This window comes from Enterobacter cancerogenus, from assembly GCF_019047785.1.
GTDB classification, from domain to species: Bacteria; Pseudomonadota; Gammaproteobacteria; order Enterobacterales; family Enterobacteriaceae; genus Enterobacter; species Enterobacter cancerogenus.
The window spans coordinates 3,338,974-3,358,020 of record NZ_CP077290.1 but is presented as its reverse complement, the minus strand read 5'-3'; the positions used below and the strand labels follow the sequence as shown (position 1 = coordinate 3,358,020).

Sequence of the window (19,047 nt, the reverse complement as noted above, 5' to 3'; positions counted from 1 at the left end):
TTTCGCCCTGTTTTGCTAAAAGTGACGGCGATCAAGAAAAAAAAGCCCCCTGTTATCGAGGGGGCTGGAGACATTGCAGGTTACATCGCCTGAGTAAAGGTTCGGGAGATCACGTCCTGCTGCTGCTCGCGCGTCAGGGCGTTAAACCGCACCGCATAGCCTGAAACGCGGATCGTCAGGTTCGGGTAATTCTCCGGGTGCTCAATGGCATCCATCAGCATCTCCCGGTTCATGACGTTGACGTTCAGATGCTGCCCGCCCTCTATGGCCGCTTCGTGATGGAAGTACCCGTCCAGCAGCCCCACAAGGTTGGTTTTGCGCACGCCTTCATCTTTGCCCAGCGCCTGCGGCACAATCGAGAAGGTGTACGAAATACCGTCTTTGGCGTAGGTAAACGGCAGCTTCGCGACCGACGTCAACGAGGCCACCGCCCCTTTCCTGTCGCGTCCGTGCATCGGGTTGGCGCCCGGTGCAAACGGTGTCCCGCCGCGGCGGCCATCCGGCGTGTTGCCGGTCTTCTGACCGTAGACCACGTTCGAGGTGATGGTCAGGATCGACTGGGTCGGCACGGCGTTACGGTAGGTTGGCAGCGCCTGAATCTTCTTCATAAAGCGCTCGACCAGATCGCAGGCGATGCTGTCCACCCGATCGTCATTGTTGCCGTACTGCGGATAGTCGCCTTCAATCACAAAATCCACCGCCAGGCCAGTGTGGTCGCGCACCGGCTTCACCGTGGCGTACTTGATGGCTGACAGCGAATCCGCCGCCACTGACAGCCCGGCGATGCCGCAGGCCATGGTGCGATAGACATCGCGATCGTGCAGCGCCATCAGCGAGGCTTCGTAGCTGTACTTATCATGCATGTAGTGAATGAGATTCAGCGCGCTGATGTACTGTACCGCCAGCCAGTCCATAAAGTGATCGAGGCTCGCCATCACGGTGGCGTAATCCAGCACCTCGTCCAGCAGCGGATCGGTTTTCGGCCCCACCTGGATCTTCAACTTCTCGTCCACGCCGCCGTTGATCGCATACAGCAGCGTTTTGGCGAGGTTGGCACGCGCCCCGAAGAACTGCATCTGCTTGCCGATCACCATCGGGCTGACGCAGCAGGCTATCGCGTAATCGTCGCTGTCGAAGTCTGCGCGCATCAGATCGTCGTTTTCATACTGCAGCGAAGAGGTGACGATCGACACCTGCGCGGCATATTTCTTGAACGCGATCGGCAGGTGTTCAGACCAGAGGATCGTCAGGTTCGGCTCCGGCGCAGGCCCCATGGTGTGCAGCGTGTGCAGGTAGCGGAAGCTGTTTTTGGTGACCAGCGTGCGGCCATCCAGCCCCATACCGCCGATCACCTCCGTGGCCCAGATAGGATCGCCGGAAAAGAGCGTGTCGAACTCCGGCGTGCGCAGGAAGCGTACCATGCGGATCTTCATAATGAAGTGGTCGATCAGCTCCTGCGCCTGCATTTCGCTCAGGCGGCCTGCCTGCATATCCCGCTCAATGTAGATATCCAGGAACGTAGCCGTGCGCCCCAGCGACATCGCCCCGCCGTTCTGGGATTTCACCGCCGCCAGATAAGCAAAGTAGACCCACTGCACCGCCTCCTGAGCGTTCATTGCCGGGCGGGAGATGTCAAAGCCATAGCCCGACGCCATCTGCTGGATCTGCAGCAGCGCGCGTTTATGTTCCGCCAGCTCTTCGCGCAGGCGGATCGTCGCCTCCAGATCTTCACCGCGCTCAAGTTTTCCCTGCAGATCGGCGAACTGCAGCTCGCGCTCGCGCACCAGATAGCTGATGCCGTACAGCGCCACGCGACGATAATCACCGATGATCCGCCCGCGTCCGTAGCCGTCCGGCAATCCCGTCAGCACGCCCGATTTTCGGCAGCGCATCATCTCCGGGGAGTACACATCAAATACACCCTGGTTATGGGTTTTGCGCAGATCGGTAAACAGGTACTCAAACTGCGGATCCATTTCGCGCCCGTAGGCCTCGAAAGAGCTGCGGATCATGTTGATCCCGCCGTACGGATGCAGGGCGCGCTTGAGGGGTTTATCGGTTTGCAGACCGACGATCGTCTCCAGATCTTCGTCGATATAGCCCGGCCCGTGCGCGGTAATGGTGGTAGCAATATTGGTGTCAAAATCCACCGGGGCGTGGGTGGCATTCTCCTGACGAATGCCGACCATCACCTTCTGCCACAGCGCCGTCGTTGCAGGCGTCGCCTGCGCGAGGAAAGCCTCATCACCTTCATAAGGGGTGTAGTTATGCTGAATAAAATCGCGCACGTTGACGGCGTCTTTCCATTCTTCACCGCGAAACCCGGCCCATGCGTCGCTGTAGGGCGCAACGCGCGTATCGATAGTTACTTTCATTCTCTTCTCGCTTTATCAGGCATAAGCCGCAGCCGATGTGACCTTCCCAAGACGGAGGGCATCCAGCGCGATCATTTTTTCTTCGTTGGTCGGGATCACCGCGCAGGCCGCACGGGACGCGTCGGTGGAAATAATGCGCTCGCCTGCGCTGCCCGGCAGGGCGTTTTTGGCGTCGTCCAGCGTGATGCCAAAGACCTTGAGCCGTTCAGCCACCAGCGCGCGGATAAGCGTTGAGTTCTCGCCGATTCCACCGGTGAAGATCACAGCGTCCAGCCGGTGCAGCGACGCCGCGTGCCCGGCAATGTGCCGCGCGATACGGTGCACAAAGGTGTGTATCGCCAGCTGCGCCCGCTGATGGCCTTCATGCCAGGCTTTTTCGAGCGTTCGCAGGTCGGACGATATTCCGGAGACCCCCAGCAGACCGGACTCTTTGTTAACCATCCGTTCCAGATCGTCGAGCGATTGATCCGTCTGCCGGGCAATCCACGCCATCGCGCCAAAATCCACGTCGCCGCAGCGCGTGCCCATCATCAACCCTTCCAGCGGCGTCATGCCCATAGAGGTATCGACGCTTTCACCGTTACGCACCGCGCAGATGGATGCCCCATTGCCCAGATGGGCAATAACCAGCCCGCTGTCGTCAGGCGAAAGCCCAAGAAGCGTATGCGCCTGCCCGCTAACGTAGCGGTGCGAGGTGCCGTGGAAGCCGTAGCGGCGCACGCCCAGCTCTTCGAAATAGCGATACGGCAGCCCATAGAGCCAGGCGTGCGGTGCCAGCGTCTGGTGGAAGCTGGTATCAAACACCGCAACCTGCTGCACGCCCGGGAACATGCGTTCAGCCGCTTCCACGCCGCTCAGGTTGGCGTAATTGTGCAAAGGCGCCAGCGGAGACACCTGGCGGATCTGCTCGATGACCTCCTCGGTGATAAGGGTGGATTCGCTGAAGCGATCGCCACCGTGGGCAATGCGGTGGCCAATCAAGGCCACGCTGCTCATCAGATCGCGCTTCTCCAGCTCAAGGGCGATGGCCGCCAGCGCCCCTTCGTAATCCTGGTGAGCCAGTTTGACCGGCTCACCGCCGTTCACCGAGATACAGGCGTTCTCAGTGTTGATGCCGTCTGCAATGCCCGTCATCAGGGCATCGCAGTGTGCTGCGTCGAGTACTGAAAACTTAACCGAAGACGATCCGCAGTTAATGACCAGTACAACCGGAAATTCAATCATGGTGTGACTCCGCTCATCCTGAGCTTTGGGTTAGAACAGTTTGTAAACGATATTCAGAATGGTCAGCAGGCCGACCGCAGTAACGAAAATGTTCTCCGCTCTGCCTTTATATTTCGCCAGCGCCGGTGCCTTGCGAATGGCATACATCGGCAGCAGGCACAGCAGTGAGGCGATGATTGGCGCACCCATGGCTTCAATAAGGTCGAGAATGTTCGGGTTGGCGTAGGCCACCACCCAGGTTGACCCCATGATGAATACCATGCTGATGGTGTTCAGTTTGCCGACCGAGACGTTCTTCTTGTCACCCTTGTAACCAAACTTCAGGATCAGGCCGTTCAGCCCTTCCAGGGTGCCCAGGTAGTGGCCGAAGAAGGATTTGAAGATCGCTACCAGCGCGATGATAGAAGCACCGTATTCCAGTACCGTCGCGAAGGTCGATTTGCTGCCCGACATCGAAGCAAAGTGGTTCGCCAGATAAGAGAGCACCGGAATGTTCTGCGCTTTGGCTTCCGCCATGTTCTGTGGGGAGAGCGTGAACAGGCAGCTAAAGGCAAAGAACATCACCACGGCGACCATCAGCAGGCTGGCGCGACTGATGATTTTGGAACATTTCTGCTCGGTGAACGCTTTGCCAAACTCCGGCTCGTACTCTTCGCGTTTGGAGACCACAAACGAGGAGACGATAGGCGAGAAGTTAAAGGAGAAAACCATGATGGAGATGCCCAGCCAGACCGTCACCAGAATGCCGTCGTGCCCGGTAAAGGCGATATCGCTCAGGTTGACCTGGTCGATCACCGCCGAGTTCCAGTAGGGGATCAGCGACAGGGAGATCAGCACCAGACTGGCGATAAACGGGAACACCAGGAAGCTCATCACCTTCACCATCAGGTCTTTACCAAACCAGATCACAAAGGCCATCAGCAGCAGCAGGAACAGCGCCACAAAGCCACGGTTAAGCGCCGGGAGCTGCAGTTGGTTTTCCCAGAAGGTCATAAAGGTGTTGGTAATGGTGACGCCGTAAATCCACAGTAGCGGGCAAATTGCAAAGAAGTAGAGGAAGGTGATCACCACCCCACCGGTCTTGCCGAAATGCTCTTCCACCGTTTCGGTGATGTTCCCGGAGACGTTGCTCCCGGACAGGCACAAACGCGCCAGCGCGCGGTGGCAGTAAAAGGCGATGGGATAGGCCAGCACGAGCATCAGCAGGATTGGGATCAGCCCGCCAAAGCCTGCACGGATCGGGAAGAACAGCACGCCTGCGCCAATGGCGGTACCAAACAGGCCCAGCGTCCAGGTGGTATCAGACTTACGCCATGCGGACGTTTTTGTCTGGCCAACGATAATGCTTTCTGTGTTGCTCATAGGTCATCCTTTATGCGTCAACGAAGCCGGTAATTTGCGAAACGCGGGAAAGATCGATATTGCCGCCGGAAATAATGCACACCGTTTTGCGGCCCTGAATATAGTGGTCCAGTTTGCCGCTTAATAAGGCGGCACAGGCCAGCGCGCCCGCCCCTTCTGTCACCACTTTATTTCGCTGAATAAGTGCAATCATGCTGTTGCGAATGTCATCCTCGCTGACCAGCACAATGTCATCGACTAACTCACGAACAATGTCGAACGTTAATTTACCCGGGCGAGAGACATCGCAGCCGTCGGCTAATGTGCCGGTTACACGGTGATTAATGATTTCTCCGGCTTGCCAGGACGCCGCCATACCGTGTACGTTTTCTGACTGCACGCCGATAATATTAATGGTTGGGTTAACGGATTTAATGGCCGTAGCAATGCCGGCAATTAATCCGCCGCCGCCAATAGGCACAATCACGTTATCCACATCATAGAGATCTTCAAGAATTTCCAGGCCAATTGTTCCCTGCCCGGCAATGACCTTAGGATCGTCATAAGGCGGGATAAAAATGCGCCCTTCCATCTCAACGATTTCGCTCACTTTCGCGATGGTATCGTTGAAGTTTTCGCCGTGGAGCACCACCTCGGCGGAGTAGTCGCGCGTAGCGGCGACCTTGGATTTCGGTGCGCCCATCGGCATGACCACTTTGCCATCGATACCGAGCATGGCGCAGGAGAGCGACACGCCCTGAGCATGGTTTCCGGCGGAACACGCCACCACGCCTTTGCGTTTCTCCGCCTCCGTAAGCGAACTGAGTTTATTAAACGCACCGCGAATTTTAAAAGAGCCGGTGCGCTGCATATTTTCAAATTTCAGAAAAATTTCACCCTTGCAGCGTTCGCTGAGATAATTTGAACGCGGCATACCGGTTTTATAAACCTTACCGGCCAGGCGTTTTCTGGCATCCTGAATATCTTCGATGGTCACCGGGAGGTCGTAGGTAATGTGCATAATATCCTCGTTATAATAATTGATTGTTTTCAGGCAAAGTCAGGGTATCAGAGCGCTAAAACGACACGCTCCGGGTGTTTTTTAAACTGTTGTTACGATTTCATCGTCGTCGTTCGATATTCATTGACGAATATTGTTTCGCCAGTTCGACTAATACCGAAGCGGATTTTTTAATACTGTAATTTTTGGACCACACCGCGGCGTAACGTGCCACGGGTAATTCATCTTCAACCGGCAGCATAATAAACTGGTCAGAACCGAACGGCGCAATCATGTCGCGAGGAATAACCGTCAGGTAATCGGCATTCAGGACAAGGTTATAAATGGTGACGACCGAATCGGTCTGGACGATATTTTCAATGCTGATGTGGTTGTCTTGCAGGGTAGTCAGAAGTTCTTTGTAGTAGCCCATATCGGTTTGCGGCATCACCCACTGTTCATGCGTGAGCGATGCCAGTGTAGTCGAGCCGGTGCACGTTCGTGATTTGCTGGCGACCAGCACAAACTCGGACTCAAACAGCGGCTCCACGTGAAGATCCTGCAGCAGCATCTCGTCGCTCAGCGTGCCGATAGCAAAATCCAGCCGACCATCGCGAATGGCGGGCAGGAAAGAGGAGAGCTGCGCTTCATACATGGATACCCGCGCTTTCGGGAACACTTCCTTGAACTTTTTGATCATCTCCGACAGGAAGGTGAAGCCGATGAGCGACGGATAGCCGAATGAAACGTCCATGACGGTGCTAAAGCTGAGGCTGTTAATTTCGCTCACCATGTTCTTCATCTCTCGGGTGATCGACTCTGAGTACGACAGCAACACCTGGCCTGCGGCAGTAAGCTTTACGCCGGTATTTTTACGAACCATCACTTCGACGCCGAAGTAGGATTCGATATCGCTGATGATTTTGCTGACCGCGGGTTGCGTCAATCCCAGTTGTCTTGCAGCAGAACCTATGGAGCCACTTTTAATGACTTCCTGAAATACCACGAGATGCTGTGTTTTCGGTAGAATAATAGTGTTCATAATATTCTGCGCTTATTTCCCTATGACCGGGCGAATTCTACCCAATATTGTTTCAGGGGGTATGTGCTGTTACTCACAATTTGCCTTTACTCGCTTTCACCACCCATAATAAAAACCCATTAAATTTCTTTTTATTCAATAAGTTAAACAAAAATAAACACGCTATTTGGCTGATATTGATCAACAAAATCGCAGGTAATAAAAATATTTTATGGTGATAACTGAGGTGAATTTTTTGGATATATAAGCGGCAAGAAAGGCGATATTTCAAGCAATTAAAGACTACTAAGTAACCATTATTTTGTTAAAACATTCCTGTATTTTATCAAATAAAGCGATAACGAATGATTGCTGCCAAAGTAAAGAGTGGAGCGGGTCACATATTCACATGGCAAATGTATTGAATTTCAATATATACATTTCAACTACGAAAACTTTCACTCTCATTCATGTAACACTATTCACATCAGAACAACACTGCGAATCGTCACTTTTTTAGCGTGAAATTTTGTGATTGCGATCGTCTACGGATGATGACCTGCCAGCAAAACGGCGTTGGGAGTGAAATGTGCTTAATGTCGCAAATATGAGAATTGATGTCGTTTACCGGGGGTTATGGGTGGTACGGCGCTTACCCGGCCAACAACCGAACGGGCCAACGACCGACAGATAGCAAAAACCCGCCGAGGCGGGGTTCTTTAAGACGTTGAAGCTGACCGGTAAGCCGCGTTCTTTCATAGAAAGCGGAGTGGACAGTCATTCATCTCATTTAGTGTACATAGCAAAAACCCCGCCGAGGCGGGGTTCTTTAAGAAGTTGAAGCTGACCGATAAGCCGGGTTCTGTCGTGGACAGTCATTCATCTAGGCCAGCAATCGCTCACTGGCTCAAGCAGCCTACCCGGGTTCAGTACGGGCCGTACCATGTGAACCCCTATTTGGCCTTGCTCCGGGTGGAGTTTACCGTGCCACGGACTGTTACCAGCCGCGCGGTGCGCTCTTACCGCACCCTTTCACCCTTACCTGATCCCGCTTGCGCGGGCCATCGGCGGTTTGCTCTCTGTTGCACTGGTCGTGGGTTTCCCCCCCAGGCGTTACCTGGCACCCTGCCCTGTGGAGCCCGGACTTTCCTCCCCTCCGCCCGTCTCCCCCCGAAAGGGGACGACGACGAAGCGGCGACTGTCTGGTCAGCTTCGGCGCGAAGTATAGAGGGTTTGCGTCTCGCTGTCACCCTTACGTGCGCATCCCCACCTGCAAAGTGGCGGCGATATTGCGCGAGGCGCGATAAATATTGTCATAGGCCCCGCGAAACGCCTCCTCCAGCGAGCCAATACTGGTCAGCACGCTAAACACCGCGTCAATGCCATATTGATGTACCACGCCGACGTCCTGCGTCAGGCTTCCGGCAATGCCGATCACCGGCTTATGGTATTTTTTGGCGACGTTCGCCACGCCCACCGGCACTTTGCCATGAATGCTCTGGCTGTCGATGCGCCCTTCCCCCGTCAGCACCCAGGTACAGTCATGGATATGCTCTTCAAGGTTGAGTGCCTGGGTGACAATTTCAATGCCGCTCTTCAGCTCTGCGCCGAGGAAGGCCATCAGCGCCGCCCCCATTCCGCCTGCGGCCCCCGCGCCCGGCACCTGTTTAACATCGATGCGCAGGGATTTTTTAATCACGTCGGCATAATGGCTAAGGTTGGCATCGAGTTCGAGGATCATCCCCTCGGTCGCCCCTTTCTGTGGGCCAAAGATCCGCGACGCGCCCTTTTCGCCCACCAGCGGGTTCGTCACGTCACAGGCGACGCGGATAGTGCAGCCTTTGAGCCGGGCATCCAGGCCCGTAAGATCGATACTGTTCAGCGCCATCAGGCTGCCGCCGCCATAGCCAATGTCCGTGCCGTTCGCGTCGGTGAGCTTCGCGCCCAGCGCCTGCATCATGCCCGCCCCGCCGTCGTTGGTTGAACTGCCGCCAATGCCGATAATAATGTTGCGTGCGCCTTTATCCAGCGCACAGAGGATCAACTCGCCCGTGCCGCGCGAGGTGGTCACCAGCGGGTTACGCCGCGTGGGAGGCACCAGCGCCAGGCCGCTGGCCGCCGCCATCTCGATAAAGGCGGTGCCGCCATCGCCAGACATCCCCCAGCAGGCATTGACCTTCTCGCCCAGCGGGCCAGTGACCACGGCATGCTGTTCTGTGCCCCGGGTCGCGGCAATCATCGCTTCGACTGTCCCTTCTCCACCGTCAGCAACAGGCACAGAAACATAAAGTGCATCGGGGAAGATTTCCCGAAATCCTTTTTCAATCGCCTGTGCTACCTCGGTGGCAGAAAGGCTTTCTTTATACGAGTCTGGCGCGATTACGATTTTCATAGTTGTAGCCTGTTACTACACAACGCCCGGCAGGCGTAACGCCGCCGGGCAGGACGTCATTAGCGAGAGACTTCCACCTTCGCCAGCTTTTCGTAGTAGCACGCAATCGCGCTATGGTCGGCGGTACCCAGACCGTCGGCGCGCAGCGCCTGCATCATCTCCATCACCGCGGCGGTCAGCGGCAACTGCGCGCCCACACCGTGCGAGGTATCCAGCGCGTTCGCCAGATCTTTAATGTGCAGATCGATACGGAAGCCCGGCTTGAAATTACGATCCATCACCATCGGCGCTTTGGCATCCAGCACGGTACTGCCCGCAAGACCGCCACGGATCGCCTGATACACCAGGTCCGGGTTAACGCCGGCTTTGGTTGCCAGCGTCAGGGCTTCAGACATCGCGGCGATGTTCAGCGCAACAATCACCTGGTTTGCCAGCTTGGTGACGTTGCCCGCCCCGATTTCACCGGTATGCACTACGGAACCGGCCATCGCTTTCATCAGGTCGTAGTATTTGTCGAAGATAGCCTTATCACCGCCGACCATGACGGAAAGCGTGCCGTCGATGGCCTTTGGCTCACCGCCGCTTACCGGCGCATCCAGCATATCGACGCCCTTCGCTTTTAGCGCTTCGCTGATCTCGCGGCTCGCCAGCGGGGCGATAGAACTCATGTCGATCACCACCAGGCCCGGCTTCGCGCCCTCGATAATGCCGTTCTCACCCAGCGCCACCTCTTTGACGTGCGGGGAGTTGGGCAGCATCGTAATGATGACATCGCACTGTTCGGCAATGGCTTTGGCCGTGGTCGCGGCTTCTGCCCCGGCCGAAATAACCTCAGCCACCGACTCCGGATTACGGTCAGAAACCACCAGTGAGTAACCGGCTTTGATGAGATTTTTGCTCATGGGCTTGCCCATGATCCCCAGGCCAATAAAACCGACTTTCAGCGTCATAATCTTTTCCTCGATGATGGTTATTTTTTAAAAGCGTCCGCTAATTTCTGCGTGGCCGAGCGGAACACGCCGAGATCGCTACCCACGGCGACGAAGGTTGCCCCCCACTCAAGGTAACGGCGGGCGTCTGCCTCAACCGGTGCCAGGATGCCGCACGGTTTGCCGTGCGCTTTGGCGCGGGCAAAGATGTGCTGGATGGCGCGCTGCACCTCCGGGTGCCCGGCATTGCCGAGGTGGCCGAATGCAGCCGCCAGATCGCTTGGGCCGACGAAGATGCCGTCCACGCCGTCGGTCGCCGCGATAGCATCCACGCTATCAACGCCCTGCTGGCTCTCGATCTGCACCAGGATGGTGATGTTCTTGTTGGACTGCGCGAGGTAGTCCGGCACGGTGCCAAACATATTGGCGCGATGCGAAACGGACACGCCGCGGATGCCTTCCGGCGGGTAGCGGGTAGAGGCCACGGCCTGCACCGCCTCTTCTTCACTTTCCACAAACGGGATCAGGAAGTTGTAGAAACCGATATCCAGCAAACGTTTGATGATCACCGGCTCGTTAGTCGGGACACGTACCACCGGCGCGCTCTGGCTGCCTTTCAGCGCCATCAGCTGCGGGATAAAGGTGCTGATGTCGTTCGGCGCATGTTCGCCGTCCAACACCAGCCAGTCGAAACCGGCAAGACCCAGCACTTCGGTACTGATGGGGTTCGCCAGCGCAGACCAGCAGCCAATCTGGATCTGGTGTGCCGCGAGGGCCGCTTTAAATTTGTTCGGGAAGATATCGTTACTCATCGCTTATACCTTTGCTTATTTCTGCAATTCCATACGTTTGATGTCGCCTACCACAAACAGGTAGCAAACCATCGCCATCAACGCTGAACAGCCCACGAATACCAGCGCCGCGTTGAACGAATGCAGCTCGCTGACCAGATAACCAATGACCAGCGGCGTCGCGATAGACGCCACGTTACCAAAGACGTTAAATACCCCACCGCACAGGCCGACAATCTCTTTTGGTGCGGTGTCGGAAATGACCGGCCAACCGAGTGCACCAAATCCTTTACCGAAGAAGGCCAGCGCCATCAGCGCTACCACAAGCGTGGTGTTATCGGTGTAATTACACAGGATGATGGAGGACGCCAGCAGCATGCCCAGCACAATCGGCAGCTTACGCGCCAAGGTGATCGACTTGCCCTGCTTAATCAGATAGTCCGAGAACACTCCGCCGAGCACGCCACCGGCAAACCCGCACAGCGCCGGAATAGAGGCCACCAGGCCCACTTTCAGAATCGACATGCCTTTTTCCTGCACCAGATAAATCGGGAACCAGGTGAGGAAGAACCAGGTGATGGTGTTGATAAAGTATTGACCAAAAAAGACGCCCAGCATCATGCGATTGGTCAATAACTGTTTGATGTAATGGAGCTTAGGCCCGCTGGCAACCTGCGCGCCCGGCTTTTTATGATCCATATCCACCACGGCGCCGCCTTCAGTAATGAAGTTCAGCTCCTGCGCGGACATCCGCGGATGGTCGGTCGGGTTATGGATAAACTTCACCCAGATGCCCGTCAGGACAAAACCGATCGCGCCCATCACGGTGAACACATGTTCCCAGCCCCAGGCGAAGGTCAGCCAGCCCAGCAGCGGAGAGAAGATCGCCAGCGAGAAATACTGCGCGGCGTTAAACAACGCGGAGGCCGTCCCGCGCTCTTTGGTCGGGAACCAGGCCGCCACAATACGGGCGTTCGCCGGGAAGGACGGCGCTTCAGAGAAGCCGAGCATAAAACGCATGACAAACATCGACACGCCCGCCCAGGCCAGGGGGAAAACGTCCACAAAGCCCTGCAGGAAGGTGAACAGCGACCAGAAAAACAGGCTATAGGTATAGACCTTTTTGGAGCCAAACTTATCGAGAAGCCAGCCGCCGGGGATTTGCATCAGCAGGTAGGCCCAGCCGAATGCGGAGAAAATATATCCCATTGAGACGGCGCTAAGCTGCAGCTCTTTCGCCACTTCCGTACCGGCAATCGACAGCGTGGCACGGTCAGCGTAGTTAATGGCCGTCACGATAAAAATAATAAGCAGAATTAAATAGCGGGTAGGCATACCCTTTCTCGATTCTACGGTCGTATCCAGTATCATGTTTATTTCCTCGGGCACATCGGGAGTTTTATATTTATAATTTTAGGAAGAGTCTCTCCTGATTATTTATCGATAGCAGCTCATATCAGGTAATTAACCAGACGCAATGAAATCGTGATTCAGTATAGCCACCGTCCAATGGCATCACATTGGATTAACGCTCAATTATTACGGCAATTTTCAATAATGTTTTGAGCATATGCACAACGTACTGGGCGCTGATGCACAGAATCATCGATAACCTGCCGGGTGGCGTGTTCTCTCGCCTGACGAGGTGATCTTGATCACATTTTTATATCCCAGGTCCTGACATTCTTTATTTAGAAAGCAGCGTCTTTATTTCGACAATAAGAAAATAAATACACATCTGGCTGCATTTATTATCAGACACTTTGCTGGAGAATACTGAACAATGGCCGACATTGAAATTCGACAAGCATCGCCGACGGCGTTCTATATTAAAGTTCACGATACCGATAACGTGGCGATTATTGTCAACGACAACGGCTTAAAAGCGGGGACGCGTTTCCCGGACGGGCTGGAATTAATTGAGCATATTCCTCAGGGGCATAAAGTCGCACTGGTGGATATCCCCGCTCACGGTGAAATCGTGCGTTACGGCGAAGTGATTGGCTACGCGGCGCGGGCCATTGCGCAGGGAAGCTGGATTGAGGAGTCCCTGGTTGAGCTGCCAACCGCGCCGCCACTGAACACCCTGCCGCTGGCGACCCGCGTACCGGAGCCGCTGCCGCCGCTGGAAGGCTATACCTTTGAAGGCTACCGCAATGCGGACGGCAGCGTCGGCACCAAAAACCTGCTCGGTATTACCACCAGCGTGCACTGCGTGGCGGGCGTGGTGGATTACGTGGTGAAGATCATTGAGCGCGACCTGCTGCCGAAATACCCCAACGTCGACGGCGTGGTGGGTCTGAACCATCTCTACGGCTGCGGCGTAGCCATCAACGCCCCCGCTGCCGTGGTCCCGATTCGTACTATTCACAATATCGCCCTGAACCCCAACTTTGGCGGCGAGGTTATGGTGATTGGTCTGGGCTGTGAAAAACTCCAGCCTGAGCGCCTGCTCCAGGGCACCGAAGATGTCAAAGCCATTGCGGTCGACGACGCCAGCATCGTGCGCCTGCAGGACGAGCACCACGTCGGCTTTCGCTCAATGGTTGACGACATTCTTCAGGTGGCAGAGCGTCATCTCGACAAACTGAACATGCGCCAGCGCGAAACCTGTCCGGCTTCCGAGCTGGTAGTGGGCACCCAGTGCGGCGGCAGCGACGCGTTCTCCGGCGTGACCGCTAACCCGGCGGTCGGCTATGCGTCCGATTTGTTAGTGCGCTGCGGGGCGACGGTGATGTTCTCCGAAGTTACCGAAGTACGCGATGCCATTCATTTGCTCACGCCGCGCGCCGTCAATGAAGAGGTCGGCAAACGTCTGCTGGAAGAGATGGCCTGGTACGATAACTATCTTGATATGGGCAAAACCGATCGCAGCGCCAACCCCTCGCCGGGCAATAAAAAAGGCGGCCTGGCAAACGTGGTGGAAAAAGCCCTCGGTTCGATTGCGAAATCGGGCCAGAGCGCGATTGTCGAAGTGCTTTCGCCGGGCCAGCGCCCGACCAAACGCGGCCTGATCTATGCGGCAACCCCCGCCAGCGATTTTGTCTGCGGCACGCAGCAGGTGGCGTCAGGCATTACGGTACAGGTCTTCACCACCGGGCGCGGCACGCCGTACGGCCTGATGGCAGTACCGGTGATCAAAATGGCGACCCGCACCGAGCTGGCAAACCGCTGGTATGACTTAATGGATATCAACGCGGGCACTATCGCGACCGGGGAAGAGAGCATTGAGGAGGTGGGCTGGAAGCTGTTCCACTTTATTCTGGATGTGGCGAGTGGACGTAAGAAAACCTTCTCCGACCAATGGGGACTGCACAATCAGCTGGCGGTGTTTAACCCGGCGCCGGTGACGTGATTATTCCCCTCACCCTGCCCTCTCCCCAAAGGAGAGAGGGTGAAAATCGCACCGAACGGTTCCCTCTCCCTGTGGGAGAGGGTTAGGGTGAGGGGGAAAAGCCCTTTAAACCAGCACCACTTCAATCCCGCTCTTACGCAGCCCCTCCAGGCTTTCAACCGGTATCCCTTCGTCAACGATAATCATATCAATTCGCTGCGTATCGATGATTTTATGCAGGCTTGAGCGGTTAAACTTGCTTGAGTCAGTCACGACAATAATACGCTCGGCCACTTCGCACATTTTGCGGTTCAGGCGGGCCTCATCCTCGTTGTGCGTGCTCACGCCGCGATCGAGATCGATGGCATCAACCCCCAGGAACAGCAGGTCGAAATGGTAGTTTTGCAACGACTGTTCCGCCTGGTCGCCATAGAAAGATTGCGACTGGCGTCGCAGGTGTCCACCGGTCATCAGCAGTTCTACCCCATCCGCTTCCAGCAGGGCATTCGCAACGTTCATACCGTTCGTCATGGCAATCACATCCGTATGCTGGCGCAGCATGCGGGCTATTTCAAAGGTGGTGGTACCGGAGTCCAGAATAATGCGATGCCCCGGCTTCACCAGTCCGGCCGCGGCCTGGGCGATGCTGCGTTTCACCGCCGTGTTCAGCGAGCTTTTGTCCTCAACGGAAGGCTCGACCCCAGCGGCAGTGCCTTCGCAAATCAGTGCGCCGCCATAGGCGCGAACCGCAATCCCCTGCTTCTCAAGAAACGCCAGGTCGTTGCGGATGGTCACCGTCGACACGCCGTATAAAGAGGAGAGATCGTTCACCTGCACGCTTCCCTGCGCCCGCAACCGCTGAATAATGTGTTCTCGCCTTTCACTGGTCCCGGTGATGCGCTTCTCTGCGGAGGAATCGGTGCTGCTCATGCGAGCTCCTTAATCAATAAACTTTCGTTTCATTTCGTTTTATCTATTAACGCCTTTCTTTTACGAAAATGCAACCCCGCCACGGCCCCGTGGCGTCAGCACTTTTCGCGCTGAAACCTTTCATTATGTTTCTTTTGTGAAACAGATCGGAAAACTATTATCTTTCGTTTTATTTTTATACCACCATGATACAGTATCAAATGAAACAAAACGAAAGATTGACACCATCACCATCCGAAATGGAGAGGAAAGTGAAACATCTGACAGAAATGGTGAAGCAACATAAACGGGGGAATGCAAACGGGATTTATGCCGTCTGTTCCGCACATCCGCTGGTCCTTGAAGCCGCAATTCGATACGCCCAATTGCACCAGACACCGCTGCTGATCGAAGCCACCTCGAACCAGGTGGATCAGTTTGGCGGTTATACCGGCATGACGCCCGCCGATTTTCACGGGTTTGTCTGCCAATTGGCGGAGTCTCTTGGCTTCCCGTCGTCACAGCTGATCCTCGGCGGCGACCATCTGGGGCCAAACCGCTGGCAAAGCCTGCCTGCGGATCAGGCAATGGCCAATGCCGACGATCTGATCAGGTGCTATGTCGCAGCCGGTTTTAAAAAGATCCACCTCGATTGCAGCATGTCCTGCGAAGACGATCCGGTCCCGCTAACCGATGCCATTGTTGCCGAACGCGCGGCGCGTCTGGCAAAAATTGCCGAAGAGACCTGCCGCGCGCGGTTTGGCACCGCTGACCTGGTCTATGTCATCGGCACGGAAGTGCCGGTGCCCGGGGGTGCGCATGAAACGTTAAGCGAGCTGGACGTCACCACGCCCGAGGCAGCACGCGCCACGCTTGAGGCGCACCGTCACGCGTTCGAAAAGGAAGGATTAAATGCTATCTGGCCACGCATCATTGGCCTGGTGGTGCAGCCCGGCGTCGAATTCGACCACACCCAGGTGTGTGATTATCAGCCGCAAAAAGCCGTCGCGCTCAGTAAAATGGTAGAGGCTTACGACACCCTGGTGTTTGAGGCACACTCCACCGATTACCAGACGCCGCAGTCCCTGCGACAATTAGTGAACGATCACTTCGCGATCCTCAAAGTCGGCCCGGCGCTCACCTTTGCCCTGCGTGAAGCCTTGTTCTCTCTGGCCGCGATAGAAGAAGAGTTATTACCCGCCAAAGCCAGCTCTGGCCTGCGTCAGGTGCTGGAAAACGTCATGCTCGACCGCCCGGAATACTGGCAAAGCCACTACCACGGCGATGGCAACGCACGGCGTCTGGCACGTGGCTACAGCTATTCCGACCGCGTGCGCTACTACTGGCCAGACGGCCTGATTGACGATGCCTTCGCGCGGCTGGTGCGTAATCTGGCAGACGAACCTATCCCCCTGCCGCTTATCAGCCAATATCTGCCGTTGCAGTACAGCAAAGTTCGCGAGGGTGCTCTCAAGTCGACGCCACGGGACCTCATCATTGACCACATTCAGGACATACTCCAGCAGTACCATGCCGCCTGCGAAGGCGTAACGACTCAACACGCATAATTAAAAAAGAGGAACACGCTATGCCAAACATTGTTTTATGCCGCATCGATGAACGCCTGATCCACGGTCAGGTAGGCGTGCAGTGGGTTGGGTTTGCGGGGGCAAACCTGGTGCTGGTGGCTAATGACGAGGTTGCAGAGGATCCGGTTCAGCAAAACCTGATGGAAATGGTGCTCGCAGAAGGCATTGCCGTGCGCTTCTGGTCGCTGCAAAAAACGATCGACAACATTCACCGCGCCGCCGACCGCCAGAAAATTCTGCTGGTTTGCAAAACCCCCGCTGATTTTCTGACGCTGGTAGAAGGCGGCGTGCCCATCACCCGTATCAACGTCGGAAATATGCACTATGCCAATGGCAAACAGCAAGTTGCCAAAACGGTGTCTGTAGACGCGAACGATATCGCCGCGTTCAACGGCCTGAAAACCGCCGGGGTGGAATGCTTCGTTCAGGGCGTTCCAACAGAAACTGCTTTGGATCTCTTTAAACTGCTCTGAGGGATTCACAATGGAAATCAGTCTGTTGCAGGCATTTGCGTTAGGCATTCTCGCCTTTATCGCAGGCCTGGATATGTTTAACGGGTTAACACACATGCACCGCCCGGTGGTGCTTGGGCCGCTGGTCGGCCTGATTCTGGGCGATCTCCACACCGGTATTTTGACCGGCGGTACGTTAGAGCTGGTCTGGATGGGGCTGGCACCGCTGGCAGGCGCGCAGCCGCCGAACGTGATTATCGGCACCATTGTCGGTACCACGTTCGCGATTACCACGGGCGTGAAGCCGGACGTGGCCGTTGGGGTCGCCGTGCCCTTCGCCGTGGCGGTACAGATGGGCATAACCTTCCTGTTCTCGGTCATGTCCGGCGTGATGTCGCGCTGCGATCGCATGGCGGCCAATGCGGACACCGACGGCATTGAACGGGTCAATTATCTGGCGCTGCTGGCGCTCGGGGTCTTCTACTTTCTGTGCGCGTTTCTGCCCATCTACTTTGGTGCGGAACACGCAAAAACCGCCATTGATGTCCTGCCGGAGCGTTTGATCGACGGCCTCGGCGTCGCGGGCGGCATCATGCCGGCTATCGGCTTTGCCGTGCTGCTGAAGATCATGATGAAAAACGTCTACATCCCTTACTTCATTATCGGTTTCGTGGCGGCTGCCTGGCTGAAGCTCCCGGTGCTGGCCATTGCGGCAGCGGCGCTGGCGATGGCCCTGATCGACCTGCTGCGTAAATCCCCTGAACCGACGGCACCCGCAGCCCAGAAAGAGGAATTCGAAGATGGCATCTAATCACACTACCCTGCCGGACGTCATCGAAAGCGAAACGTCGCTGCTCACCGGCGTAAACGAAAACGTCTACGAAGACCAGCAGATCGGGGCTGAGCTGACAAAAAAAGATATTAACCGCGTGGCCTGGCGTTCGATGCTGTTACAGGCGTCGTTCAACTATGAACGTATGCAGGCTTCCGGCTGGCTGTATGGCCTGCTGCCCGCGCTGAAAAAAATTCACACCAACAAACGGGACCTGGCGCGCGCCATGAAAGGCCATATGGGCTTCTTCAATACCCACCCGTTCCTGGTGACCTTTGTGATCGGCATTATCCTGGCGATGGAGCGTTCCAAGCAGGATGTGAACAGCATTCAAAGCACCAAGATTGCCGTGGGCGCCCCGCTCGGCGGCATCGGCGATGCCATGTTCTGGCTCACCCTGCTGCCCATCTGCGGCGGTATTGGTGCCAGCCTGGCGCTGCAAGGCTCCATTCTTGGCGCGGTGGTCTTTATCGTGCTGTTCAACGTGGTGCATCTCGGCCTGCGCTTTGGCCTGGCGCACTACGCATACCGAATGGGCGTTGCCGCCATTCCGCTGATAAAAGCCAACACCAAAAAGGTGGGCCATGCGGCCTCTATCGTCGGGATGACGGTGATTGGCGCGCTGGTAGCAACCTACGTACGCCTCAATACCACCCTTGAAATTAAGGCCGGGGATGCGGTGGTCAAACTGCAAACCGACGTTATCGACAAGCTGATGCCCGCATTTCTGCCGCTGGTCTATACCCTGACCATGTTCTGGCTGGTACGCCGTGGCTGGAGCCCGCTGCGCCTGATTGGTATCACCGTGGTCCTGGGCGTTGTCGGTAAATTCTGTCACTTCCTGTAAACGCGAAGAGG

15 protein-coding genes and 1 other RNA gene are annotated in these 19,047 nt (G+C 56.0%); 5 read left to right on the top strand and 11 right to left on the bottom strand.

The features are described from left to right. Window positions 1-80: 80 nt before the first annotated feature. From pflB to I6L58_RS15850, 10 genes are all read right to left on the bottom strand, one after another. Window positions 81-2,375 (bottom strand): formate C-acetyltransferase, encoded by a 2,295-nt coding sequence (pflB, locus tag I6L58_RS15895; RefSeq protein ID WP_088208486.1) that lies wholly within the window; start codon window positions 2,373-2,375, stop codon window positions 81-83. 15 nt (window positions 2,376-2,390) lie between these two features. After that, window positions 2,391-3,599, bottom strand: a complete 1,209-nt coding sequence (gene tdcD / locus I6L58_RS15890) for a propionate kinase (protein WP_088208485.1) — start codon at window positions 3,597-3,599, stop codon at window positions 2,391-2,393. Between the two features lie 30 nt (window positions 3,600-3,629). Then, on the bottom strand, window positions 3,630-4,961 hold the full coding sequence (tdcC, locus tag I6L58_RS15885) for a threonine/serine transporter TdcC (RefSeq protein ID WP_006178708.1): 1,332 nt from the start codon (window positions 4,959-4,961) through the stop codon (window positions 3,630-3,632). Window positions 4,962-4,971: 10 nt separating this feature from the next. Further along, window positions 4,972-5,961, bottom strand: coding sequence for a bifunctional threonine ammonia-lyase/L-serine ammonia-lyase TdcB (gene tdcB, locus I6L58_RS15880; RefSeq protein WP_088208484.1), 990 nt, complete (start codon window positions 5,959-5,961; stop codon window positions 4,972-4,974). Between the two features lie 100 nt (window positions 5,962-6,061). Beyond that, entirely contained in the window at window positions 6,062-6,982 is a 921-nt protein-coding gene (gene tdcA, locus I6L58_RS15875; RefSeq protein ID WP_006178710.1) for a transcriptional regulator TdcA, read from the bottom strand. Between the two features lie 814 nt (window positions 6,983-7,796). Beyond that, window positions 7,797-8,175, bottom strand: an RNA gene (rnpB, locus tag I6L58_RS15870) — RNase P RNA component class A. Between the two features lie 38 nt (window positions 8,176-8,213). After that, window positions 8,214-9,353 carry a glycerate 2-kinase gene (gene garK, locus I6L58_RS15865; protein WP_088208483.1) on the bottom strand — a complete coding sequence of 380 codons (1,140 nt, stop codon included), beginning with the start codon at window positions 9,351-9,353 and terminating at the stop codon, window positions 8,214-8,216. Window positions 9,354-9,412: 59 nt separating this feature from the next. Continuing rightward, complete coding sequence (gene garR, locus I6L58_RS15860) at window positions 9,413-10,303, bottom strand: 2-hydroxy-3-oxopropionate reductase (RefSeq protein ID WP_006178715.1); 891 nt, start codon at window positions 10,301-10,303, stop codon at window positions 9,413-9,415. A gap of 20 nt (window positions 10,304-10,323) precedes the next feature. Further along, window positions 10,324-11,094 carry a 2-dehydro-3-deoxyglucarate aldolase gene (gene garL, locus I6L58_RS15855; protein ID WP_058609426.1) on the bottom strand — a complete coding sequence of 257 codons (771 nt, stop codon included), beginning with the start codon at window positions 11,092-11,094 and terminating at the stop codon, window positions 10,324-10,326. A 15-nt stretch (window positions 11,095-11,109) separates the two neighbouring features. Continuing rightward, window positions 11,110-12,444, bottom strand: coding sequence for an MFS transporter (locus I6L58_RS15850; RefSeq protein WP_006178718.1), 1,335 nt, complete (start codon window positions 12,442-12,444; stop codon window positions 11,110-11,112). Window positions 12,445-12,856: 412 nt separating this feature from the next. Here I6L58_RS15850 and garD point away from each other — a divergent pair, with 412 nt between their 5' ends. Beyond that, entirely contained in the window at window positions 12,857-14,428 is a 1,572-nt protein-coding gene (gene garD, locus I6L58_RS15845; RefSeq protein ID WP_058609425.1) for a galactarate dehydratase, read from the top strand. Window positions 14,429-14,533: 105 nt separating this feature from the next. Here garD and I6L58_RS15840 read toward each other — a convergent pair whose 3' ends face one another. Beyond that, window positions 14,534-15,337 (bottom strand): DeoR family transcriptional regulator, encoded by an 804-nt coding sequence (locus tag I6L58_RS15840; protein ID WP_006178723.1) that lies wholly within the window; start codon window positions 15,335-15,337, stop codon window positions 14,534-14,536. A gap of 239 nt (window positions 15,338-15,576) precedes the next feature. On the opposite strand from I6L58_RS15840, the gene kbaZ reads away from it, so the two are divergent. The 4 genes from kbaZ to agaE are packed head-to-tail and all read left to right on the top strand — an operon-like array spanning window position 15,577 to window position 19,036. Then, window positions 15,577-16,884: a tagatose-bisphosphate aldolase subunit KbaZ gene (gene kbaZ / locus I6L58_RS15835; protein ID WP_088208482.1), complete on the top strand. Its 1,308-nt coding sequence runs from the start codon at window positions 15,577-15,579 to the stop codon at window positions 16,882-16,884. Between the two features lie 20 nt (window positions 16,885-16,904). Next, complete coding sequence (agaV, locus tag I6L58_RS15830; RefSeq protein WP_006178725.1) at window positions 16,905-17,378, top strand: PTS N-acetylgalactosamine transporter subunit IIB; 474 nt, start codon at window positions 16,905-16,907, stop codon at window positions 17,376-17,378. 10 nt (window positions 17,379-17,388) lie between these two features. Beyond that, on the top strand, window positions 17,389-18,168 hold the full coding sequence (gene agaW / locus I6L58_RS15825) for a PTS N-acetylgalactosamine transporter subunit IIC (RefSeq protein WP_006178726.1): 780 nt from the start codon (window positions 17,389-17,391) through the stop codon (window positions 18,166-18,168). Then, window positions 18,158-19,036: a PTS N-acetylgalactosamine transporter subunit IID gene (gene agaE / locus I6L58_RS15820; protein WP_088208481.1), complete on the top strand. Its 879-nt coding sequence runs from the start codon at window positions 18,158-18,160 to the stop codon at window positions 19,034-19,036. Before agaW ends, agaE begins: the two co-directional genes overlap by 11 nt. The last annotated feature ends 11 nt before the right edge of the window (window positions 19,037-19,047 follow it).